Annotated in this window: 20 protein-coding genes; 12 read left to right on the top strand and 8 right to left on the bottom strand. The window is 64.6% G+C overall.

The window, feature by feature from the left end:
- Positions 1-105 precede the first annotated feature (105 nt).
- The 4 genes from bglX to CKW37_RS06205 all read left to right on the top strand — a co-directional run bounded on the left by bglX (position 106) and on the right by CKW37_RS06205 (position 7,150).
- Positions 106-2,403: a beta-glucosidase BglX gene (gene bglX, locus CKW37_RS06220; RefSeq protein WP_095154802.1), complete on the top strand. Its 2,298-nt coding sequence runs from the start codon at positions 106-108 to the stop codon at positions 2,401-2,403.
- Positions 2,404-2,466: 63 nt separating this feature from the next.
- Entirely contained in the window at positions 2,467-4,224 is a 1,758-nt protein-coding gene (locus tag CKW37_RS06215) for an ATP-binding protein (RefSeq protein WP_095154801.1), read from the top strand.
- On the top strand, positions 4,218-5,552 hold the full coding sequence (locus CKW37_RS06210) for a sigma-54 dependent transcriptional regulator (RefSeq protein WP_095154800.1): 1,335 nt from the start codon (positions 4,218-4,220) through the stop codon (positions 5,550-5,552). The genes CKW37_RS06215 and CKW37_RS06210 overlap by 7 nt, the downstream gene beginning before the upstream one ends.
- A 272-nt stretch (positions 5,553-5,824) precedes the next feature.
- The gene (locus CKW37_RS06205) at positions 5,825-7,150 is read left to right on the top strand and encodes an MFS transporter (RefSeq protein WP_095154799.1); all 1,326 of its coding nucleotides are present in this window, start codon (positions 5,825-5,827) and stop codon (positions 7,148-7,150) included.
- Positions 7,151-7,228: 78 nt separating this feature from the next.
- Here the strand turns inward: CKW37_RS06205 and CKW37_RS06200 are convergent, their stop codons facing one another.
- Positions 7,229-7,984 carry a hypothetical protein gene (locus CKW37_RS06200; RefSeq protein WP_095154798.1) on the bottom strand — a complete coding sequence of 252 codons (756 nt, stop codon included), beginning with the start codon at positions 7,982-7,984 and terminating at the stop codon, positions 7,229-7,231.
- 331 nt (positions 7,985-8,315) lie between these two features.
- Here CKW37_RS06200 and CKW37_RS06195 point away from each other — a divergent pair, with 331 nt between their 5' ends.
- Together CKW37_RS06195 and CKW37_RS06190 are read left to right on the top strand one after the other, a co-directional pair.
- The gene (locus CKW37_RS06195) at positions 8,316-8,642 is read left to right on the top strand and encodes a hypothetical protein (RefSeq protein ID WP_095154797.1); all 327 of its coding nucleotides are present in this window, start codon (positions 8,316-8,318) and stop codon (positions 8,640-8,642) included.
- Positions 8,643-8,750: 108 nt separating this feature from the next.
- On the top strand, positions 8,751-9,356 hold the full coding sequence (locus tag CKW37_RS06190) for a flavin reductase family protein (RefSeq protein ID WP_095154796.1): 606 nt from the start codon (positions 8,751-8,753) through the stop codon (positions 9,354-9,356).
- Positions 9,357-9,365: 9 nt separating this feature from the next.
- On the opposite strand, the gene CKW37_RS06185 is transcribed toward CKW37_RS06190, so the two are convergent.
- Both CKW37_RS06185 and CKW37_RS06180 read right to left on the bottom strand, forming a co-directional pair.
- Positions 9,366-9,596, bottom strand: coding sequence for a hypothetical protein (locus CKW37_RS06185; RefSeq protein ID WP_095154795.1), 231 nt, complete (start codon positions 9,594-9,596; stop codon positions 9,366-9,368).
- 40 nt (positions 9,597-9,636) lie between these two features.
- Positions 9,637-9,945: a putative quinol monooxygenase gene (locus tag CKW37_RS06180; protein ID WP_095154794.1), complete on the bottom strand. Its 309-nt coding sequence runs from the start codon at positions 9,943-9,945 to the stop codon at positions 9,637-9,639.
- Positions 9,946-10,248: 303 nt separating this feature from the next.
- Between CKW37_RS06180 and CKW37_RS06175 the strand changes: the two genes are divergently transcribed.
- Positions 10,249-11,154: an AraC family transcriptional regulator gene (locus tag CKW37_RS06175; RefSeq protein ID WP_095154793.1), complete on the top strand. Its 906-nt coding sequence runs from the start codon at positions 10,249-10,251 to the stop codon at positions 11,152-11,154.
- Between the two features lie 21 nt (positions 11,155-11,175).
- Here CKW37_RS06175 and CKW37_RS06170 read toward each other — a convergent pair whose 3' ends face one another.
- Positions 11,176-12,813 (bottom strand): 5-guanidino-2-oxopentanoate decarboxylase, encoded by a 1,638-nt coding sequence (locus CKW37_RS06170; RefSeq protein WP_095154792.1) that lies wholly within the window; start codon positions 12,811-12,813, stop codon positions 11,176-11,178.
- A 116-nt stretch (positions 12,814-12,929) separates the two neighbouring features.
- Here CKW37_RS06170 and CKW37_RS06165 point away from each other — a divergent pair, with 116 nt between their 5' ends.
- Positions 12,930-13,808 carry a LysR substrate-binding domain-containing protein gene (locus tag CKW37_RS06165; protein ID WP_095154791.1) on the top strand — a complete coding sequence of 293 codons (879 nt, stop codon included), beginning with the start codon at positions 12,930-12,932 and terminating at the stop codon, positions 13,806-13,808.
- A gap of 45 nt (positions 13,809-13,853) precedes the next feature.
- Here CKW37_RS06165 and CKW37_RS06160 read toward each other — a convergent pair whose 3' ends face one another.
- A complete protein-coding gene (locus tag CKW37_RS06160; protein ID WP_095154790.1) occupies positions 13,854-14,468 on the bottom strand; it encodes an NAD(P)-dependent oxidoreductase in 615 nt (204 codons plus the stop codon).
- A gap of 28 nt (positions 14,469-14,496) precedes the next feature.
- Entirely contained in the window at positions 14,497-15,381 is an 885-nt protein-coding gene (locus CKW37_RS06155; protein ID WP_095154789.1) for an MBL fold metallo-hydrolase, read from the bottom strand.
- 102 nt (positions 15,382-15,483) lie between these two features.
- Here CKW37_RS06155 and CKW37_RS06150 point away from each other — a divergent pair, with 102 nt between their 5' ends.
- Both CKW37_RS06150 and CKW37_RS32930 read left to right on the top strand, forming a co-directional pair.
- Positions 15,484-16,392 carry a LysR family transcriptional regulator gene (locus tag CKW37_RS06150; protein WP_095154788.1) on the top strand — a complete coding sequence of 303 codons (909 nt, stop codon included), beginning with the start codon at positions 15,484-15,486 and terminating at the stop codon, positions 16,390-16,392.
- A 78-nt stretch (positions 16,393-16,470) separates the two neighbouring features.
- Positions 16,471-16,644, top strand: a complete 174-nt coding sequence (locus tag CKW37_RS32930) for a hypothetical protein (RefSeq protein ID WP_175652214.1) — start codon at positions 16,471-16,473, stop codon at positions 16,642-16,644.
- On the opposite strand, the gene CKW37_RS06140 is transcribed toward CKW37_RS32930, so the two are convergent.
- Positions 16,637-17,524 (bottom strand): helix-turn-helix domain-containing protein, encoded by an 888-nt coding sequence (locus CKW37_RS06140; RefSeq protein ID WP_095154786.1) that lies wholly within the window; start codon positions 17,522-17,524, stop codon positions 16,637-16,639. The two genes, CKW37_RS32930 and CKW37_RS06140, sit on opposite strands and share 8 nt — an antisense overlap.
- 165 nt (positions 17,525-17,689) lie before the next feature.
- On the opposite strand from CKW37_RS06140, the gene pobA reads away from it, so the two are divergent.
- Positions 17,690-18,880 carry a 4-hydroxybenzoate 3-monooxygenase gene (gene pobA, locus CKW37_RS06135; RefSeq protein ID WP_095154785.1) on the top strand — a complete coding sequence of 397 codons (1,191 nt, stop codon included), beginning with the start codon at positions 17,690-17,692 and terminating at the stop codon, positions 18,878-18,880.
- Positions 18,881-19,054: 174 nt separating this feature from the next.
- On the top strand, positions 19,055-20,455 hold the full coding sequence (locus tag CKW37_RS06130) for an MDR family MFS transporter (protein WP_095154973.1): 1,401 nt from the start codon (positions 19,055-19,057) through the stop codon (positions 20,453-20,455).
- A 7-nt stretch (positions 20,456-20,462) separates the two neighbouring features.
- On the opposite strand, the gene CKW37_RS06125 is transcribed toward CKW37_RS06130, so the two are convergent.
- The gene (locus CKW37_RS06125; protein WP_095154784.1) at positions 20,463-21,347 is read right to left on the bottom strand and encodes a DMT family transporter; all 885 of its coding nucleotides are present in this window, start codon (positions 21,345-21,347) and stop codon (positions 20,463-20,465) included.
- Positions 21,348-21,400 lie beyond the last annotated feature (53 nt).

Raw genomic sequence — 21,400 nt, 5'->3', positions numbered from 1 at the left:
TCGGCTAAAAACATGCCCCAGCAAACTACAACAATAGCCGCTCCCCCAATTTCGGCTGGCCGGTATCCACCGTGAATGCCGGCGCGAGCCTCGAGAACTGAATCCATGAACAAGCTGTGTTTGCTGGGCCTGCTCGTCAGCCTGGCCAGTCAGACGGCCCTGGCCGACACCTCCGCCGCCGCCGCGCACCTGCAAGAGAAGAAGGTGTTCGTCGACAAGTTGCTGGGCCAGATGACCCAGGACGAGAAGATCGGCCAGTTGCGCCTGATCAGCATCGGCCCGGAGATGCCGCGGGAGAAGATCCGCGAGGAGATCGCCGCCGGCCGCATCGGCGGCACCTTCAACTCGCGCACCGGCCCGGAAAACCGGCCGATGCAGGACGCGGCCATGCGCAGCCGGCTGAAGATCCCGATGTTCTTCGCCTATGACACCATCCACGGCAACCGCACCATTTTCCCGATCGGCCTGGGCCTGGCGTCGAGCTGGGACATGAACGCCATCGCCACCGTCGGCCGCACCTCGGCCATCGAAGCCTCCGCCGACGCCCTCGACATGACCTTCGCGCCGATGGTCGACATCGCCCGCGACCCGCGCTGGGGCCGCACCAGTGAAGGCTTCGGCGAAGACACCTGGCTGACCTCGCGGATCGGCGAAGTGATGGTCAAGTCGTTCCAAGGCAAAAGCCCGGCCGAGCACGACAGCATCATGGCCATCGTCAAGCACTTCGCCCTGTACGGCGCGGTGGAAGGCGGGCGCGACTACAACACGGTCGATATGAGCCTGCCGAAGATGTACAACGACTACCTGCCGCCCTACCGCGCGGCCATCGACGCCGGTGCCGGCGGGGTGATGGTGGCGCTGAACTCCATCAACGGCGTGCCCGCCACCTCCAACACCTGGCTGATGAACGACCTGCTGCGCAAGGAGTGGGGCTTCAACGGCGTGACCATCAGCGACCACGGCGCCATCCAGGAGCTGATCCGTCACGGCGTCGCCCGCGACGGCCGCGAGGCGGCCAAGCTGGCGATCAAGGCCGGCATCGACATGAGCATGAACGACTCGCTCTACGGCGAAGAACTCCCGGGCCTGCTCAAGTCCGGCGAAGTCAGCCAGGCCGAGCTAGACCAGGCGGTGCGCGAGGTGCTCGGCGCCAAGTACGAAATGGGCCTGTTCAAGGACCCGTACGTACGGATCGGCAAGCCGGAAAACGATGTGCCGGACTACTACGCCGATTCCCGCCTGCACCGCGAAGCCGCCCGCGACGTGGCGCGCCGCAGCTTGGTGCTGCTGGAAAACCGCAAGCAGACCCTGCCGCTGAAAAAGGCCGGCACCATCGCCTTGGTCGGGCCGCTGGCCGATGCGCCCATCGACATGATGGGCAGTTGGGCCGCCGACGGTAAGCCGGTGCACTCGGTCACCGTCCGCGAAGGTCTGCGCCGCGCGGTCGGCGACAAGGCCAAACTGGTCTACGCCAAGGGCTCGAACATCACCGGCGACAAAGCCATGTTCGACTACCTGAACTTCCTCAACTTCGACGCCCCGGAAATCGTCAACGACCCGCGCCCTGCCGCGGTATTGATCGACGAAGCGGTCAAGGCCGCCCAACAGTCCGACGTGATCGTGGCCGTGGTTGGCGAATCCCGTGGCATGTCCCACGAATCGTCCAGCCGCACCACCCTGGAAGTCCCGGCCGTGCAACGCGACCTGATCAAGGCGCTGAAAGCCACCGGCAAGCCGCTGGTGCTGGTGCTGATGAACGGCCGTCCGCTGTCGATCAACTGGGAACGCGAACAGGCCGACGCCCTGCTGGAAACCTGGTTCTCCGGCACCGAAGGCGGCAACGCCATCGCCGACGTGCTGTTCGGCGACTACAACCCGTCCGGCAAGCTGCCGATCACCTTCCCACGCTCGGTCGGCCAGATTCCGATGTACTACAACCACATGCGCATCGGCCGGCCGTTCACCCCGGGCAAGCCGGGCAACTACACCTCGCAGTACTTCGAGGAGCCCAACGGCCCGCTGTATCCGTTCGGTTACGGGCTGAGCTACACCGAGTTCTCCGTGTCGCCACTGACCCTTTCAGCGAAGACCCTGAAACAGGGCGGCAGCCTGGAAGCCAGCGTCAAGGTGAAGAACACCGGCAAGCGTGACGGCGAAACCGTGGTGCAGCTTTACCTGCAGGATGTCGCCGCATCCATGAGCCGCCCGGTCAAGGAACTGAAAAACTTCCAGAAAGTCCTGCTCAAGGCTGGCGAAGAGCGGGTCGTGACCTTCCGTATCAGCGAAGACGACCTGAAGTTCTACAACAGCCAATTGAAACTCGCCGCCGAACCGGGTGAGTTCAACGTACAGGTCGGCCTGGACTCCGAGACGGTGCAACAGCAGAGCTTCGAGCTGCTGTAACGCGCCGCCCTGCCCAAGGGGAAGCGCCTCGCGGCCTTCCCCATCGCCGCGGATGGCTTATCGATGCTTTTTTCCTTTCGCACCCTGCGCCTTGGCCTGATCCTTCTGCTGATCAGCGCCGGCACCTTGCTCGCCGCGGCCTGGGCCATGCACCACGCACAACGCCAGGCCATGGTCGAGGAAGCGGAACGGGCCAACCAGCAACTGGGCCTGTACGCCACTTCGCTGCACACCCTGATCGAACGCTACCGCGCCTTGCCCGCGGTGCTGGCGCTGGACCCGGAACTGATCGCCGCCCTCGGCGGGCCGGTGGATGCCGCCACCCAGAACCTGCTCAACCGCAAGCTGGAGCGCATCAACGGCGCGGCCAATTCCTCCACCCTGGAACTGCTCGACCACACCGGCCTGGCCGTGGCCGCCAGCAACTGGCGCCTGCCGAGCACCTATGTGGGCCACAACTACGGCTTCCGGCCGTACTTCAAGCAGACCCTCAGCCAGGGCACCGGGCGCTTCTACGCCGTGGGCGTGACCAGCGGCATTCCCGGTTACTTCCTGTCCAGCGCGGTGAAGGACGACAACCAGCGCTTCCTTGGCGCCATGGTGGTCAAGCTGGAATTCCCCGAGCTGGAACGGGAATGGCGCATGGGCAACGACGTGCTGCTGGTCAGCGACTCGCGCGGCATCGTCTTCATCGCCAACCAGGAGGGCTGGCGCTACCGCAAGCTCAACGCCCTCTCGGCCCATGACTTCAACGAACTGGAACAGACCCGCCAGTACGACAAACAGCCCTTGGTGCCTTTGCAGAGCCAGGTGCTCAACCGCTTCGACGACAACAGCAATCTGGTCCGCGTCCAGGGCCCGGAAGGCACGCAAGACTACTTGTGGGAAAGCCTGCCGCTGGAAGCCGAAGGCTGGACCCTGCACCTGCTGCGCACGCCGCAGACCGGCGATGACGGACGCAACGCCGCGCTGGCCGCCGCGGCAATCTGGCTGACCCTGGTGTTCGCCGCGCTCTTCGTCAACCAGCGCCTGCGCCTCGCCCGCCTGCGCCAGCGCAGCCGCGAGGAGCTGGAGCGCCTGGTGGAAGAACGCACCCGCGACCTGCGCACCGCCCAGGAAGGCCTGGTGCAATCGACCAAGCTGGCGGCGCTGGGACAGATGTCCGCCGCCCTCGCCCATGAACTGAACCAGCCGCTGACCACCCAGCGTATGCAACTGGCGTCGCTGCGCCTGCTGCTGGACCACGACCGCATCGAGGATGCCCGCCAGGCCCTGCAACCGCTGGAGCAGATGCTCACGCGCATGGCCGCGCTCACCGGGCACCTGAAAACCTTCGCCCGCAACAGCCCCAGCGGCCTGCGCGAGAGCCTCGACCTGGCCACGGTGGTCGATCACGCCCTGCAACTGCTCGATACCCGCCTGCGCGCCGAGAGCGTCAGCACTGCGCTGTATCTGGCCCGTCCGGCCTGGGTCCGCGGCGACGCGATCCGCCTGGAGCAGGTGCTGATCAACCTGCTGCACAACGCCCTGGATGCCATGGCCGGCAAAGGCTATCGCCGCCTGGAAATCCGCATCGACTGTGAAGGTGACGGCTGGCGCCTGAGCGTGCTCGACAGCGGCGGCGGCATCGCCCCGGAGCACCTGGGCAGCGTGTTCGACCCGTTCTTCACCACCAAACCGGTGGGCGAAGGCCTCGGGCTGGGCCTGGCGATTTCCTATGGCATCATCCACGAGGCGGGCGGCCGGCTGCAGGTCGAAAACCAGCCTGGCGGCGCCCGCTTCAGTTTCACCCTTCCCCGCGATCCGGAGCCCGTATGTTGAATTCGGTGATTGTCGTCGACGACGAAGCCAGCATCCGCACGGCGGTCGAACAGTGGCTGAGCCTGTCGGGCTTCGAGGTCAAGCTGTTCAGCCGCGCCGACGAATGCCTGGCGAACCTGCCGGCGCACTTTCCCGGAGTGATCCTCAGCGATGTGCGCATGCCCGGCATCGACGGCCTGCAACTGCTGGAACAACTGCGCAGCCGCGATGCCGACCTGCCGGTGATCCTGCTGACCGGCCATGGCGACGTGCCCATGGCCGTCGAAGCCATGCGCAACGGCGCCTACGACTTCCTGGAAAAGCCCTTCAGCCCCGACGCCCTGATGGGCAGCCTGTGCCGCGCCCTGGAAAAACGCCGGCTGGTCCTGGAAAACCGCCGCCTGCATGAACAGGCCGACATCAAGAGTCGGCTGGAGTCCGCCCTGCTTGGCATGACCCAAGGCATGCAGCAACTGCGGCGCCAGGTGCTGGAACTGGCGAACCTGCCGGTCAACGTGCTGATCCGCGGCGAAACCGGCAGTGGCAAAGAGCGTGTCGCCCGCTGCCTGCACGACTTCGGCCCGCGTGCCAGCAAACCCTTCGTCGCACTGAACTGCGCGGCGATCCCCGAACACCTGTTCGAAGCCGAACTGTTCGGCCATGAAAGCGGCGCCTTCACCGGCGCCCAGGGCAAACGCATCGGCAAGCTGGAATACGCCGACGGCGGCACGGTGTTCCTCGACGAGATCGAGAGCCTGCCGCTGGCCCAACAGGCCAAGCTGCTGCGGGTGATCCAGGAGCAGCGTCTGGAACGCCTCGGTTCCAACCAGAGCATCGCGGTGGACCTGCGCATCATCGCCGCGACCAAACCCGACCTGCTCGAAGAAGCCCGTGCCGGACGTTTCCGTGAAGACCTGGTGTATCGGCTGAATATTGCCGAGCTGCGTCTGACACCGCTGCGCGAGCGGCGCGAGGACATCCCGCTGCTGTTCGAGCACTTCGCCCGCCACGCCGCCGAACGCAGCGGCCGCAAAGCAACGCAGTTGAGCATCGCACAATTGGCGCAACTGCTCGGCCACGACTGGCCGGGCAATGTTCGCGAACTGGCCAACGCCGCCGAACGCCACGCCCTCGGCCTGGCCGATCCGACATCGCCTCCCGAAGAACCCGGCCAGTCCCTGGCCGCGCAACAGGAGGCTTTCGAGGCCAACTGCCTGCGCGCCTCGTTGCGCCGGCACAAGGGCGAAATCAAGGCGGTGATGGAGGAACTGCAACTGCCGCGGCGCACCCTCAACGAAAAAATGCAGCGCCACGGCCTGGTCCGTGAAGATTTCCTCGAGCGCACCTGAGCATCGGCGGATTCCTGCTCAGGCCATCTTCCGAATAAGCGGATTTCCGCTCATTTGATCTCTAATCGTTGTTGTTTGTGTCGCCGCCATCGCTGGCAAGGCAGCTCCCACAGGTTCTTCGCACGCCTCTATTTCCAGGGCTGCCGGTGTTTCTGTGGGCGCTGGCTGGCCAGCGATGGCGGTGACGGAGCTCCCCTGGCACAGCTCCTGCTATAGACCCGCCAGGCTGCGTTTCGGCGCGCTCCACAAAAACAACGATGAAGGTCCCGTCAATGGATAACTCCACCTCCGTGCCTGCTGGGGCGATTGCCACGCCCGCGCCGGTAAAAACCACTTCCAGTCGCCTCAAGTCGATCTTCAGCGGATCGGTCGGCAACATGGTCGAGTGGTACGACTGGTACGTCTACGCCGCATTTTCCCTGTACTTCGCCAAGGCCTTCTTCCCCGCCGGCGACACCACCGCGCAACTGCTCAACACCGCCGCGATCTTCGCCGTAGGCTTCCTGATGCGCCCAATCGGCGGCTGGCTGATGGGCATCTACGCCGACCGCAAGGGCCGCAAGGCCGCGCTGATGGCCTCGGTATTGCTTATGTGTTTCGGCTCCCTGGTCATCGCCCTGACCCCGAGCTATGAAACCATCGGCGTCGCCGCACCGGTCCTGCTGATCATCGCCCGCCTGATGCAGGGCCTGTCGGTCGGTGGCGAATACGGCACCTCGGCCACCTACCTCAGCGAAATGGCCACCAAGGAACGCCGCGGGTTCTTCTCCAGCTTCCAGTACGTCACGCTGATTTCCGGCCAGCTCATCGCCCTCGCCGTGCTGATCGTCCTGCAACAGACCCTGACCACCGAACAGCTCTACGCCTGGGGCTGGCGCGTACCCTTCGTGATCGGCGCGCTGTGCGCGGTGGTTGCGCTGTACCTGCGGCGCGGCATGGAAGAAACCGCTTCCTTCACCAAGAAGGAAAAAACCAAAGGCAGAGAGCGGCCGATGCGCACCCTGCTGCGCCATCCGAAGGAACTCGCCACCGTGGTCGGCCTGACCATGGGCGGCACCCTGGCCTTCTACACCTACACCACCTACATGCAGAAATACCTGGTCAACACCGTCGGCATGAGCATCACCGACTCGACCATGATCTCGGCGGCCACCCTTTTCCTGTTCATGTGCCTGCAACCGGTGATCGGTGGCCTCTCCGACAAGATCGGCCGGCGTCCGATCCTGATCGCCTTCGGTGTTCTCGGCACGATCTTCACCGTACCGATCCTCACCACCCTGCACACCATCCAAAGCTGGTGGGGCGCGTTCTTCCTGATCATGGCGGCACTGATCATCGTCAGCGGCTACACCTCGATCAACGCCGTGGTCAAAGCCGAACTGTTCCCAACCGAAATCCGCGCCTTGGGCGTCGGCCTGCCTTACGCCCTGACCGTCTCGATCTTCGGCGGCACCGCTGAGTACGTCGCCCTGTGGTTCAAGAGCGTCGGCATGGAAACCGGGTATTACTGGTACGTCACCGCCTGCATCGCCTGCTCGTTGCTGGTGTATGTGTTCATGAAAGACACCCAGAAACATTCGCGAATCGTGACGGACTGATCCACACGACACTCGCTCGCTATAAAAACAAAGCCTCCGGCCAATTGGCCGGGGGCTTTTTTCATGAGCGCTCAGAACTCAGGACAGCTCCGCCACCCGCGCCGGCTGCTCGCGCCGGTTGAAGTGATGCGCCATGAGGATGAAGCCCAGCAAGATCCCGCCCAGCACCAGCGACGATCCCACCGTGCCGAAATCCAGCCCGCCTTTTTCGTGGGGTTTGGTCAGGAAGTCGCCCAGGGTCGCTCCGAATGGCCGGGTCAGGACGAAGGCAATCCAGAACAGCAACACGCCCGAGATCCGTGTCCAATAACGCGCCAGCACCACCACCCCGATCGCCGCCCCCACCACCAGGGCGCCACCGGCAAAGCCCAGGCCCGAGTCGTCGGCCAGGTAGTCACCCAGGGCCGTGCCCAGCGTGTTGGAAAACAGGATCGCCACCCAATAGAACAGCTCGGTACGGCGGGTGCTGATGTTGTTGACGTTGATCGGATCGCCACTCAGGCGCCAGAGCGCGAAGGTCAACGCCAGGATGCCGATCAGGATCGCCGAGCCGGTGGCATAGCCCAGGCCCAGGGTGCGGTCCATGAAGTCCGACATGGTGGTGCCGGCCGTGCTGGTGGAGAGGATCACCAGCCAGTACAGCACCGGGTGATAACGCCGGGAAAACAACTGCGTCACCAGCGTGACCAGGAACACGCTGATCAGGATCACGGAGCTCAGCGCGTAACCCACGTTGAGCGTCATGGACAGCAGGTCGCCCGCTGTCTCTCCAAGCGTGGTGGCGCAGATCTTCATGATCCAGAACGCCAGGGTGATTTGCGGGAGTTTATTCATCGGCTCGAAGCTCCAGAGGGCAAGTGCGGCAGAGACTGGGCAAGCGGCGATGAAAAAGAGGTCAGCGCGAAATGAAAAAAGCGTTTGGCCCGAGAAAATCCCGTTAATCCGGCAATAACCTTGGGCGCGCATGCTTTGTGAGACGGGCAGCGCTGTTCCCCGCAAGCACGCAGTCCAGAGCAATCCGAGCAGTTGAAACGGACTGATCGCGCCCAAATACATCGATTAAATCGATTTCTATAGCCGATTTTTTGCGCTTTTTAATCGAATTAATCGGCGTAGCATCAAACCCATAGAAACAAACAACCCTCACTACCCCGGAGCAACGACCATGAAAAGCAAACTGATCCTGACCCTGGCCTTCTCGATCCTGACCGCCAACGCTTTCGCCGCCGATGGTTTCGACCGCACCAACGCTCACAACTTCGGCCAGGCACAAGCCCACTCGGCGGCCGTGGCGGCTGACGGCTTCGATCGCACCCCGGCTGGCAAAATCGCCGCTGACGGCTTCGACCGCACCCCGGCTGGCAAAGTCGCCGCCGACGGCTTCGACCGCACCCCGGCCGGCAAAATCGCCGCTGACGGCTTCGACCGCACCCCGGCTGGCAAAGTCGCCGCTGACGGTTTCGACCGTACCCCGGCTGGCCGCATCAGCTAACACCGATGCAACGTCTTCACAGCCCGGCTTCGGCCGGGCTTAATCGTTTTCAGGGAACGCGGCACTTGGCACACTAGGCGTCCGTGCACTCGCCACAAGGCTTGATCGATGTACTACTACGAACCCGCAAAAGGCCACGGCCTGCCCCACGATCCGTTCAACGCCATCGTCGGCCCACGTCCCATCGGCTGGATTTCCACCCAGGACGCCCAAGGCCGCCTGAACCTTGCGCCCTACAGCTTCTTTAACGCCTTCAACTACATTCCGCCGATCATCGGTTTCTGCAGCGTCGGGCGCAAAGACAGCCTGAACAACATCGAGCAGACCGGTGAATTCGCCTGGAACCTGGCCACCCGTCCGCTCGCCGAGGCGATGAACCAGAGCTGCGCGGCCGTCGCGCCGGAAGTGGATGAGTTTGCCCTGAGCCAGCTCACCCCCGCCGCCTCACGGGTGATCGCCGTACCGCGGGTGCAGGAAAGCCCGGTGTCGTTCGAATGCAAGGTCAGCCAGATCGTGCAATTGCAGCGCGCTGACCACGCGTTGGTGCCGAGCTGGCTGATTCTTGGTGAAGTGGTGGCCGTGCATATCGCCGAACACCTGCTGAAAGACGGCATCTACGACACCGCCGCCGCCGAGCCTATTTTGCGTGGCGGCGGTCCGGCGGATTATTTCGAGCTGGGCAACCTGTTCCAGATGAGGCGCCCACAGGTCTGAGTCTTGCGCTTACCAGACCAGCTCGGCGTCCGCGTTGACGCCGCTGAGCCGCTCAAGCTCGGCGGACGCCGCTTCATCGGCGTCCGCGGCAGTCTTGAAGGTCTGCTCCGGCAGCACCTTGTGGAAACGCGGCGCGCCGCTGGCGCCCAGGCCTTTCACCGCGATGGCGGCGCTGTAGCCGCCTTCGCCGGGAACCACCGCCGATACTGCTTCGAAACCTACGAATACTCTGCGAGCCATGTTGCTCGATCCCCATCAGTGACGAAAAAAGGCGCTCATTCTAACCTGCGCCGGGCTCGCTGAAGGTGTGCAGATCGAGGCTGTCCAGCACCCGCGCCTGCACCAGCTCGCCAAACACCTGCAGGCTGGGCGAGTTGAAGTAACCGCTCATCGCCGCCTGGTCGCGCCAGTGGCTGCTGAGCAACCACAAGTCGGCATCGCAGGTGGAACGTTGCAGGGTGAACGCCAGGCAACCCGGGGTACGCCGGCTGGGTTCGAGCAATTGCTGAAGACGTTCGCCCAGTTCGGCGGAACGGCCCGCGCTGGCGCGCACGAAGGAAAGGTGGCTGACCGGTTGAGATGACGTCATGTGCGGTGCTCCTGAAGACGGCCAGAGGGAAACTGCCAGGCTGCCAAGAGTACGGGCCGCCGCGCGAGGACGTTAGGCGAAAGCTGTCGAACGATTGCCTGATCCTGCATGCCTCACTGAGTTCATTGCGGCGAGCCAGCACCCACGGCGATTTCGCCGAGAGGGCATCAGGCAATGGCAATCGCTTCAATTTGGTGACGGCACCAAGGTGGCAGCAGGATCGTGCAAGAACACGACAGCATCCGGCTAGCGTGCGCACTTGCACAAAACTATGCTGCGAGGATCCGCCGAGGAAGCCTCTCCATGTCATCCCCCGAACTGCTCGACTCCGCCCTCGAATCCCAGCGCCAGGCGCTGGCCGATCTCGTCCGCCGCCACGCCGCGCCAGAGTGCTCGGCAATCAACGGCCTGTATCTGGTGCGTCACGAAGAAAACATCCGTTCGATGCCGACCCTCGCCCAGCCGGCGCTGTGCATCCTCGCGCAGGGCAGCAAGGCGGTGCACCTGGGCGACGAACGCTATGTGTACGACCCGCTGCATTACATGGTGGTGTCGGTGGCGATGCCGATCAGTGGCGTCTACCTCGATGCCAGCCCGGAGAACCCGAGCCTGGGCATTCGCCTGGATATCGACCCGGCAGAAATCAACAAGCTGATTGCCGAGGGCGGGCCCATGGGCGTACCGGCCGCGTCGGGGCGCGGGCTGTATGTGGAAAGGCTGGATGTACCGCTGCTGGACGCCCTGCTGCGCCTGATCCGCCTGTTGGAAACGCCGAAGGACATCGCGGTCCTCGCGCCGCTGATTCGTCGCGAGATCCTTTACCGCCTGCTGCGTGGGCAACAAGGTTACCGGCTGTACGAAATCGCCATGTCCAACAGCCAGACCCACCGCGTCTGCCAGGCGATCCAGTGGCTCAACGACCACTACAACAAACCGCTGCGCATCGAAGACCTGGCCAAGGAAGTGAACCTCAGCGCCTCGGCCCTGCACCACCGTTTCAAGGCGGTGACTTCGATGAGCCCGTTGCAGTACCAGAAGCAGTTGCGCTTGCAGGAAGCCCGTCGGTTGATGCTCAACGACGGGCTGGAGGCGGCGGTGGCGGGCTATCGGGTGGGGTATGAAAGCCCGTCGCAGTTCAGCCGTGAATACAGCCGGGCCTACGGCGCGCCGCCGCTGCGGGACATGGCGCGGTTGCGCAGCGCACTGTAGCCGCTACCGCAGTCAGCAGCCTCAGGCCAGCACCGTCTCGGTCCACTGCCACTGATCGATTTCGATCAGCGTCGGGCCTTTGCGCTCACGGGCCTTGAGCAGGGCCTGACGCAGGGGCTCGATATCGCTCACCGCCTCGGTCGCACAGCCAAAGCCCTTGGCAATGGTGATGAAGTCCGGGGTGTGGATGTCCACGCCCACCGGTTCGATATCGCGGTTGACCATGTAGCGCTTGATCTCTTCGTAGCCCTGGTTGTTCCACAGCAGGACGATCAGCGGTACCTGGGCTTCCACGGCACTGGCCAGTTCCGGCAGGGTGAACTGGATGCCGCCGTCACCGATCAGGCACACCGCAGGCAGCCGCGCCTGCGGATCTTCGGCACTGCCCAGCCAGGCGCCCATCGCCGCCGGCAAGGCGTAACCGAGGGTGCCGTAACCGGTGGAGGCGTTGAACCAGCGGCGTGGCTGGTCCAGGTCCAAGGTCAGGTTGCCGGTGTAGACCGGCTGGGTCGAATCGCCCACCAGCACCGCATCCGGCAGCGCCCGCAGGATGGTGCGCAGGAACAGGGTCTGCGCTTGCGCCGCCACATCCCACTGGCCGGCCAGGGTTTCCCGCAGGCGCGCGGCACGGGCCGGGCCCCATTCGAGGGCACGCACCGGCGCCGGCTGTTCGGCCAGGGCCAGCAGCAACGCATCGCTGGCTTCGCGGGAGTCGGCGACCAGCGCGAGTTTCGGCGGGTAATTGCGCACGGTCTGGTCCGGGTCGATATCGATGCGCAGCAAGGTGCCAGGGATCTCGAAGCCGCCCTTGAAGGTCACGTCGTAGTCGGTCTCGCCCAGCTCGGTGCCAATGGCCAGCACCACGTCAGCCTCGCGCACCAGTTCGCGGGTCGCCACCAGCGACTGGGTCGAGCCGATCAGCAGCGGGTGATTCGACGGCAGCATGCCCTTGGCATTGATGGTCAGCGCGGTCGGCGCCTGCAGGTATTCGGCGAGGCGGGTCAGCGAGGCGCTGGCGTCGATGGCGCCGCCACCGGCGAGGATCAGCGGACGCCGCGCGCCCGCCAGCAACTCGGCCATTTTCGCCACGGTCGAAGGCGCAGCACCGGCCCGGGCGACACGCACCGGCTCGCTCGCCAGCAGGTGATCGGCCTCTTCGACGATCACGTCCAGCGGGATCTCGATATGCACCGGACGCGGACGCGCGCCCTCGAACACCGCAAAAGCCCGGGCCAGCACCGCCGGCAAATCATCGGCGCTCATCAAGGTGTGGGAGAAGGCGGCGACGCCGGCCACCAGATTGCTCTGCGCCGGGAGTTCGTGCAGCTTGCCGCGACCACCGCCGAGAGCGTTGCGCGATTGCACGCTGGAAATCACCAGCATCGGGATCGAGTCGGCGTAGGCCTGGCCCATGGCGGTGGTGATGTTGGTCATGCCGGGACCGGTGATGATGAAGCACACGCCCGGCTTGCCGCGGGTACGCGAATAGCCGTCGGCCATGAAGCCGGCGCCTTGCTCGTGGCGCGGGGTGATATGACGAATGGTCGATGCGGCCAGACCGCGATACAGCTCCACGGTGTGCACGCCGGGAATGCCGAAGACATGGTCCACGCCATAGTTTTCGAGGAGTTTTACCAGCACTTCGCCGCAAGTCGCCATGTTCGTTCGCCTGTTGTTGGTTTTCGGAGCAGGCGTTAATTGGACCGCCGGGCGGCTACCGGCACAATGCAAAGTTCCTCATACTAGCCATGCGTCCAGATCATGGCTCATGACAAATGAAACGACTTCCGCCCCTCCCCGCCCTGCACACCTTCCTGGTCACCGCCCAGTGCTGCAATTTCACCCACGCGGCGCAGCAGTTGCACCTGACCCAGGGTGCCGTCAGCCGACAGATCGCCGGGCTGGAAGAACAGCTCGGTTACCCGCTGTTCGTGCGCCAGGCCCGTGGCCTGAGCCTGACTCGCGAGGGCCAGGAATGGCTGCCGCGGGTGCAGCAGGTATTCGCGCTGATCGAGGACGGCGTGCAGCAGATCGGCGCGCCCGGAACGACCTTGCAACTCAAGGCGCCGACCTGCGTGATGCGCTGGCTGCTGCCGCGGCTGATGGAATGGCAGGCGCTGCGCCCGGACGTGCCGGTGGAACTGACCACCACCCTCCAGCACGGCGGGGATTTTCGTCGTGAAGGCTTCGATGCTGCGGTGGTCTATGGCGCCGAGCCCGAGACCGCGATGCCGCTGCTGAAGCTGTTCGATGAACAACTGACGCCGGTGTGTTCGCCGCAGTTGCTGGCGGGAAAACTGCCACTGCGGGAGGTGGCAGACCTGGAAAAACACATGCTGCTACACCCGGCGCGAGACGAGCGCGACTGGCAGACCTGGCTGGAAGCGGCGGGATCGAGCCTGTCGGCACAGGGCAAGCGCCAGCATTTCGAAACGCTGGACATGGCCATGGCGATGGCGGTGCAGGGCACCGGGGTGGCGATCGGCGATTGGTCGTTGATCGGCGAGGATCTGGCGGGCGGGCGATTGGTGTCGCCGTTCGAGCTGCGAGTGGCGACGGGGAAAGCGTATTACCTGGTGCGGCCGGAGAAAGAGGCGCCGCCGGGGTTGCTGGCGTTGTTTGAGTGGCTGGTGGAGCAGGCGAACAGCCGATGACTTCAAGGGCCTCATCGTCGGCAAACCGACGATGAGGCCTGAAGATCAATACCCGACAGTAAACCGCTGGCGCGAATGCGCAGGTTTCTCAACTTCATCCAGCAAGGCGATGGCGAAATCGGCAAAGGTGATCCAGCTCTTGCCGTCCGCGCCGATCAGCAGGTGATCCTTGCCCAGCCGGTAGCTGCCAGTGCGCTCGCCTTCAACGAATTCCGCCGATGGCGAAAGGAAGGTCCAGTCCAGCTCCTTCTCCTGCTTCAGCGCATCGAGGTACGCGGCGCCGGCACTGGCTTCGGCCTTGTAGGCTTCCGGGAAGTCCGGGCTGTCGATGACCCGCGAATCGTCCGGCAGCAGCAGGCTGCCAGCGCCGCCCACCACCAGCACACGCTTGACGCCAGCCTTCTTCGCGGGCGCCAGCAACGTCTCGACGGGGATGCCGGTAAAGTGCGCGGCGCTCAGCACCGCGTCATGCCCGGCCAGCGCCTTTTCCAGCGCCGCAGCATCCTTGATGTCCAGCGCCAGCGGGGTCACCCCGGCACGGCCCTGCAACTTCGACGGATCACGGGCGATGGCGGTAACGCTGTGACCACGGCGCAGGGCCTCTTCCAGCAGTTGGCTGCCAGCACGGCCGGTCGCGCCGATGATTGCGATCTTGCTCATGAAACACCTCCGATCAGGATTGAATGACTTACCACTGCATTTCGCCCTTGGCGACCTTGGCCCCCAGCTCCAGGGAGCTTTCCTCGGCCAGGCCTGGGTAACGTTGCTTCATCGCCGCCGTCAGACCGGCGGCATTAGCGGTGCGGGCGCTTTCTTCATCGAAGGCGCGAATGTATCCCGCAGTAAAGCGCACAGCGTCCAGCGAACCACTGTTCTTGCCGAGGAAATGCCCCGGCACCACGGTGACCGGGTGCAGATTTTCGATACGCTGCAAGCCGGTCAGCCAGTCGGCATGGGATTGCGCGGTCTGGGTGTCGGCCATCCACACATGAAGGTTTTCCGCGACCAGGATGCCGCCCACCACCGCCTTGATCGACGGAATCCAGACAAAGCTGCGATCCGGCTGCGGGCCGTCGAGGCCGATCACTTGCAACGCCTGGCCTTCCAGCAGCAGGCGATCACCGTCCAGCACCTGCGGCACGATCAGCCGCTGCGGTTTGTCCCTGCCCATTTGCGGGCCCCAGTAGGCGAGCTTGGCGTCCATGGTCTTCTTGATGTGCTCGACGGTCGGCGCGCTGGCGACCACGCGGGCGTCAGGGAAGGCGCTGACCAGGGTGTCGAGGCCGAAGTAGTAGTCCGGGTCGCCGTGGCTGATGTAGATGGTGGTCAGGTGTTTGCCGCTGGCGCGCAGCTTGTCCACCACCTGCTCGGCCTGGGCCTTGCCAAATTGGGCGTCTACCAGAATGGCGTCGTGCTTGCCGGCAACGATCACCGAACTGACCGGGAACAGCGCATCGGTCCCCGGGTTGTAGACCGTCAGTTCCAGCGGCGCACCCGCCGCGTTGGCGCGGGCGATCCAGAGCAGTGCAAACAGGGCCAGCAACAGGCGGCGTGGCGAGAAAAGGCGAAGCATCGGGCAATTCCTGTGAGGGGCAATGGCTCACAGCTTAGTTGCGCGATTCGACGCAAAAAATGCGATGCTTGGACATAGTTTGTTTCAGAAATCGGACAAATCATGGACCGTCTTACCGCAATGCGGGTCTTCGTCACCGTCGTCGACCTGGGCAGCCAATCGGCCGCCGCCGACCATCTGGACATGTCGCGCCCGGTGATTTCGCGCTATCTGGCGGACCTGGAGAACTGGGTCGGCGCCCGCCTGATGCAGCGCACCACGCGCAAGCTGAGCCTGACCGCCGCCGGCAATGAAATTCTCCCGCGTTGCCGACAGATGCTTGACCTCGCAGGCGACCTGCAAGCGGCGGTCAGCGCCCCGGACGAAGCGCCGCGGGGCGAGCTGCGGATCAGCGTCAGCACCTCGTTCGGCCAGGCGCAACTGGTGGACGCCGTGACCGAGTACGTCAAACGCTATCCGCTGGTGAAGGTCGATCTGCAGATGCTCGATCGCACCGTCAACCTGGTGGACGAACGCATCGACCTGGCGATCCGCACCAGCAACGACATCGACCCGAACCTGATCGCCCGGCGCCTGAGCGTCTGCAACTCGGTGATCTGCGCCTCGCCCGAGTACCTGCGGCGGCACCCGACGCCGACGCGGGTAGAAGACCTGAGCAGCCACAACTGCCTGACCCACTCCTATTTCGGCCGCAGCCTCTGGCACTTCGACGTGGCTGGCGAGAATGTCGCGGTGCCGGTGCACGGCAACATCAGCGCCAATGAAGCGCTGACCCTGCAACAAGCGACCCTGGCCGGCGCCGGCATCGCCATGCTGCCGACCTACCTCGCGGCGGAAAAACTGCGCAGCGGCGAACTGATACGCCTGCTGCCCCAAGCCAGGCCGATGACGCTGAACCTCTACGCCGTGTACACCTCGCGCAAGCACATGCCGGCGACGCTGCGCAGCATGCTGGACTTCCTCGCCGAGCGTTTCACCGACATCCCGGAATGGGACCAGGCGCTGGCCTGAGCAACTTGCGCGGTGCTGGACTATCCTTCGTAAAAACATGCGAGTAACAGCATGTGTTGGTCGCCGGAGGACAGCATCATGGGTGTCAAAACCGCAAAATGCGCCATCGTCCTGGGTATCGTCGCCGTCATGGGGCTTTACGCAACCGCTGCCTACCGGGTCGAGCAGACCCGTAACCAGCCGTGGTCCGCCGCCAGTTGCGGCCTCGCCCACTGCGTGCCGCACACCGCCACCCTCAGTGCGCTCAGGTAAGCCCGCTCTCGTTGGGTTCACGCTGGCGAAAGGCGCGGGGTGACAAGCCCGTCAGACGGCGGAAGAACCGCGAAAAATACGCCGGATCGGCGAACCCCAGGCTGTCCGCCAACTGGTTGATGCTCAAGGTCGTGTAGATCAGCTCGCGCTTGGCCTCCAGCAACAGCCGCTGGTGAATGATCTGCAGCGCCGATTGCCCGGCCAGTTCGCGGCAGAGGGTGTTCAGCGACGTCACCGAAACCCCCACCTCATGCGCCAAGTCCTCCACTGCCGGATGCTGGCGAAAACTGCGTTCCACCAGTTGATTGAAGCGCCGCAACTGCTCGCGGCCGCGCTCGGGCACCTGCGCCCCCGCCTGACGTTGCAGGTGCCGGCGGCTGATCCACACCACCAGCAGGTTGATGATCGAACGCAGTTGCAGGTCTCGCCCCGGCTGGTCGCTCTGGTATTCGGCCTGCAAGGTGCTGAACAGGCTGTAGAGATAGTCGGCATCGGCGCCGGCCAGCCAGGTCCCGGCCTGGATCAACGGCGCCGGGGCGCCCGCCAGTTGCTGGTGGAGCAAGGCCACCAGCGGCGCGGCCAGGGTCACCACGTAGCCGTCGACATCCTCGGAAAAAAGAAAACCATGCACGCACAGCGGCGGCACCACTTGCAGCGCCGGCTCGCGCAGGGTCCGGACCTGGCCTTCCAGTTCGACCTCGGCGGTGCCCTTGTAGAGGAACAGCACCTGACACAGGTCGGCGTGCCGGTGCGGCTCGATTTCCCAATGGTGCAGGCGGCTGCGGGCCGGAATCGACTCGCTGTGAAGCAGGTCGGGGGTCGGCCAGTCGAGGGACTCGCCGTAGAGCTTGAACACCGGAATCGCCGCTTTTGCCACCATCGTCCGCCCCTTGGCTGAATGCTCGATAATCGCCCGTATTGGCGAAAAGTACAGTTTTGCTGTGCCTTTATCCCTTCTTCCGCCGCAATTACAGGCGAAAAATACAGGCGCTCACCACTCTAAGATGCCTTCGGCGTTGTGCTGAAGCTGCCTGGGACAATAACAATGAAAACTCAAGTCGCAATCATCGGTGCCGGTCCGTCCGGTCTCCTGCTCGGCCAGTTGCTGCACAACGCGGGGATTTCCAACGTCATCGTCGAACGCCAGAGCCCTGACTACGTGCTCGGCCGCATCCGTGCCGGGGTGCTGGAGCAAGGCATGGTCGACCTGCTGCGCGAGGCCGGGGTCGGCGAGCGCATGGTCGCCGAAGGCCTGCCCCATGACGGTTTCGAACTGGCCTTCGACGGTCGCCGCGAACACATCGACCTCAAGGGCCTGACCGGCGGCAAGGGCGTGATGATCTACGGCCAGACCGAAGTCACCCGCGACCTGATGGCCGCCCGCCAAGCCTGCGGCGCCGTCACCGTCTACGAGGCGACAAACGTGCAGCCTCATGAGCCGAAGTCCGAGCAGCCCTGGCTGACCTATGAAAAAGACGGCCAGGTGCACCGCCTGGACTGCGACTACATCGCCGGCTGTGACGGCTACCACGGCGTCGCCCGGCAATCGATCCCGGCTGATGCGCTGAAGGTGTTCGAGCGGGTCTACCCGTTCGGCTGGCTGGGCATCCTCGCCGATACCCCGCCGGTCAACGAAGAACTGGTCTACGCCCGTCACGAACGCGGCTTCGCCCTGTGCAGCATGCGCTCGCCGACCCGCACCCGCTATTACGTGCAAGTGGGCGCCGACGAAAAAGTCGAGGACTGGTCCGACGAGCGTTTCTGGGACGAACTCAAGACCCGCCTGCCCGCCGAGCTGGCCGAGCGTCTGGTGACCGGGCCGTCGATCGAGAAAAGCATCGCGCCGCTGCGCAGCTTCGTGGTCGAACCGATGCAATACGGGCGGATGTTCCTCGTCGGCGACGCCGCGCACATCGTCCCGCCGACGGGCGCCAAGGGCCTGAACCTGGCCGCCAGTGACGTCAGCACCCTGTTCAACATCCTGCGCCGGGTCTACGCCGAAGGCCGCACTGACTTGCTCGAGCAGTACTCGTCCATCTGCCTGCGGCGGATCTGGAAGGCCGAACGCTTCTCGTGGTGGATGACCTCGATCCTGCACCGCTTCCCTGACAGCGACCCGTTCAGCCAACGCATCCAGCAGACTGAACTGGATTACTTCGTCAGCTCCGAGGCGGGCCGCAAGACCCTGGCGGAAAACTACGTCGGGCTGCCTTACGAGGCCATTGCAGACGCTTAGCAAGCTATCGGATAGACTCGGACATACTTTATTTGCCCCCAAGGGCCTCATCGCTGCGGTTCGGCGCCCCGGCACGCCAGCGATGAGGCCCTGAAGACTCCAATAAGTAACGAGCCTGCCGTGACCCAACTGAGCACACCCCAGCCCGCCATCAAGACCGTCCTCGTCGCGCTGATGCTGGCGATCTTCCTCGGCGCCCTGGACCAGACCATCATCGCCGTGTCGATGCCGGCGATCTCCACGCAGTTCAACGATGTCGGCCTGCTGGCCTGGGTGATTTCCGGCTACATGGTGGCGATGACCGTGGCCACGCCGATCTACGGCAAGCTCGGCGATTTGTATGGGCGGCGGCGGATGATCCTGTCCGGCACTGCGATCTTCACCCTCGCCTCGGTGTTCTGCGCCGCGGCGCAGAACATGGAACAACTGGTGCTGGCGCGGGTGCTGCAAGGCATCGGCGCTGGCGGCATGGTCTCGGTCAGCCAGGCGATCCTCGGCGATCTGGTGCCACCCCGGGAACGCGGGCGCTACCAGGCTTACTTCAGCAGCATGTACGCGGCGGCGAGTGTGGCCGGGCCGGTGCTCGGAGGTTTACTGACCGAGTACCTGTCGTGGCGCTGGGTGTTCTGGCTGAACCTGCCGCTGGGCCTGACCGCCTGGTGGGTGACCCGCAACAGCCTGCGCGGGCTGGCGACGCCGCAACGCCAGGCCAAGGTCGATTATCCCGGCGCCTTGCTGTTGATCCTCGGCCTGACCGGCCTGCTGCTGGCCATCACCCTGATCGGCCAGGGCCACCCGTGGCATAGCCAAGCGGTGCTGGCGCTATTGGCGGCCGCGCTGTTCGGTCTGACGCTGTTCGTGCTGTATGAACGCCGCGCGCCGGAACCGCTGCTGCCGCTGAAGCTGTTTGGCAACCGGGTCGCGGTGCTGTGCTGGTGCACCATCTTCTTCACCAGCTTCCAGGCCATTTCGCTGACCATGCTGATGCCGCTGCGCTACCAGAGCATCACCGGCGCCGGTGCCGACAGCGCCGCGCTGCACCTGCTGCCACTGGCCATGGGCTTGCCGATCGGGGCGTACTGCGCCGGTCGCCTGACCAACATGACCGGCCGCTTCAAGCCACAGATTCTCTTCGGCAGCCTGCTGATGCCGCTGGCCATTGTCGGCATGGCGCTGAGCCCGCCCTCCTCCGGCCTGCTCAGCGGGTTGTTCATGCTGCTGACCGGCATCGCCGCCGGCACCCAGTTCCCGACCTCGCTGGTCGCGACCCAGAGCGCGGTGCAGCAGCAGGATATCGGCGTCGCCACCAGCACGACCAACCTGTTCCGCTCGCTCGGCGGCGCGGTGGGCGTGGCCCTGATGTCGGCATTGTTGCTGGCGATGTTGCAGGACGGCGGCTACGCCCTCGCGGGCGAAGCCCTACTCGGCAGCCTGCGCGCCGGCGAGGCGAACCTGGCGGTACAGGCCGAGCTGTCGGTGACCTTCCGCAACCTGTTGCTGGGCAGCGCGGCGATTTCGCTGTTCGGCCTGGCAGCGGCGCTGGCCCTGCCCAACCGCGAACTGCGCGGTCACTGACAGGTGCTCAACCGCGCCGCTGCACCCAGGCCACGGCCAGGCCGCTGAGGCAGATGACGGAAATGCCGACCACGCCATAGACGTCCGGGCTGTGGTCGAAGATCAGGTAGCCGAACATCCCGGCGAAGAGGATCTGGCCATAACTGAACGGCGCCAGCATGGCCGGCGCGGCGTGACGGAAGGCCTGGGTCAGGAGCATGTGACCGAGCATCCCGCAGGTGCCAAGGCCGAGCATGAACAAGGCATGGCCAAAGGTCGGCACGGTCCAGAAGAACGGCACCAGCGCGGTCATGATCAGGCTGTTGAAGATCCCGGTGAGGAAGTTGCTGGTGGTGGGGCTGTCGGTGGCGCTGAGCTTGCGGGTCAGCAACTGATAGCAGCCGAAGCAGAACGCCGAGCCCAGCGGCAGCAGGATCGCCGGGGTGAACAGCGCGCCGCCGGGGCGAATCACGATCAGCACGCCGACAAAGCCGGCCAGCACCGCGATCCATTGCCCGCGACTGACCCGCTCACCCAGCAGCGGCACCGACAACGCGGTCACCATCAAGGGCGCGAGAAAGTTGACCGCCGTGGCTTCGGCCAGCGGGATATAACGCAGCCCCGTGGTGAACAGCAGGCTGGTGCCGATCAGGCACAGCGCCCGGGCCAGTTGCAGCAGCGGCCGCCGCGTTCGCACCACCGCCGACAGCCCGGTACGCGGCACGAACACCACCAGCATCAGCAACGTGTGCACCACGTAGCGCGCCCACACCACCATGACAATAGGGTAGAAACCGGAAAGGTATTTGGACAGGGCGTCGTGGCTGGCGAACAGCAGCACCGCCAGGCAGATCAGGGCAATCCCCCGCAGCGGTTGCTCGGCGCCTCTGAGGGTCGGGGTCTGCGCGGTCATGTCCGGACTCGATGAAGAAAATTTAATTAGCCAGCTAAGTATCCGTCTGGACC

Origin of the sequence: Pseudomonas sp. Irchel 3E13, from assembly GCF_900187455.1 — a bacterium.
GTDB lineage: Bacteria > Pseudomonadota > Gammaproteobacteria > Pseudomonadales > Pseudomonadaceae > Aquipseudomonas.
Note: the sequence above shows the minus strand (reverse complement) of the source record. Positions and strands in the feature narration are given on the sequence as shown.

Bases quoted from the DNA above. Each gene is read 5' to 3' on its own strand.
- bglX (WP_095154802.1), top strand. From the start codon at position 106: ATGAACAAGCTGTGTTTGCTGGGCCTGCTCGTCAGCCTGGCCAGTCAG.
- CKW37_RS06215 (WP_095154801.1), top strand. From the start codon at position 2,467: ATGCTTTTTTCCTTTCGCACCCTGCGCCTTGGCCTGATCCTTCTGCTG.
- CKW37_RS06210 (WP_095154800.1), top strand. From the start codon at position 4,218: ATGTTGAATTCGGTGATTGTCGTCGACGACGAAGCCAGCATCCGCACG.
- CKW37_RS06205 (WP_095154799.1), top strand. From the start codon at position 5,825: ATGGATAACTCCACCTCCGTGCCTGCTGGGGCGATTGCCACGCCCGCG.
- CKW37_RS06200 (WP_095154798.1), bottom strand. From the start codon at position 7,984: ATGAATAAACTCCCGCAAATCACCCTGGCGTTCTGGATCATGAAGATC.
- CKW37_RS06195 (WP_095154797.1), top strand. From the start codon at position 8,316: ATGAAAAGCAAACTGATCCTGACCCTGGCCTTCTCGATCCTGACCGCC.
- CKW37_RS06190 (WP_095154796.1), top strand. From the start codon at position 8,751: ATGTACTACTACGAACCCGCAAAAGGCCACGGCCTGCCCCACGATCCG.
- CKW37_RS06185 (WP_095154795.1), bottom strand. From the start codon at position 9,596: ATGGCTCGCAGAGTATTCGTAGGTTTCGAAGCAGTATCGGCGGTGGTT.
- CKW37_RS06180 (WP_095154794.1), bottom strand. From the start codon at position 9,945: ATGACGTCATCTCAACCGGTCAGCCACCTTTCCTTCGTGCGCGCCAGC.
- CKW37_RS06175 (WP_095154793.1), top strand. From the start codon at position 10,249: ATGTCATCCCCCGAACTGCTCGACTCCGCCCTCGAATCCCAGCGCCAG.
- CKW37_RS06170 (WP_095154792.1), bottom strand. From the start codon at position 12,813: ATGGCGACTTGCGGCGAAGTGCTGGTAAAACTCCTCGAAAACTATGGC.
- CKW37_RS06165 (WP_095154791.1), top strand. From the start codon at position 12,930: ATGAAACGACTTCCGCCCCTCCCCGCCCTGCACACCTTCCTGGTCACC.
- CKW37_RS06160 (WP_095154790.1), bottom strand. From the start codon at position 14,468: ATGAGCAAGATCGCAATCATCGGCGCGACCGGCCGTGCTGGCAGCCAA.
- CKW37_RS06155 (WP_095154789.1), bottom strand. From the start codon at position 15,381: ATGCTTCGCCTTTTCTCGCCACGCCGCCTGTTGCTGGCCCTGTTTGCA.
- CKW37_RS06150 (WP_095154788.1), top strand. From the start codon at position 15,484: ATGGACCGTCTTACCGCAATGCGGGTCTTCGTCACCGTCGTCGACCTG.
- CKW37_RS32930 (WP_175652214.1), top strand. From the start codon at position 16,471: ATGGGTGTCAAAACCGCAAAATGCGCCATCGTCCTGGGTATCGTCGCC.
- CKW37_RS06140 (WP_095154786.1), bottom strand. From the start codon at position 17,524: ATGGTGGCAAAAGCGGCGATTCCGGTGTTCAAGCTCTACGGCGAGTCC.
- pobA (WP_095154785.1), top strand. From the start codon at position 17,690: ATGAAAACTCAAGTCGCAATCATCGGTGCCGGTCCGTCCGGTCTCCTG.
- CKW37_RS06130 (WP_095154973.1), top strand. From the start codon at position 19,055: ATGCTGGCGATCTTCCTCGGCGCCCTGGACCAGACCATCATCGCCGTG.
- CKW37_RS06125 (WP_095154784.1), bottom strand. From the start codon at position 21,347: ATGACCGCGCAGACCCCGACCCTCAGAGGCGCCGAGCAACCGCTGCGG.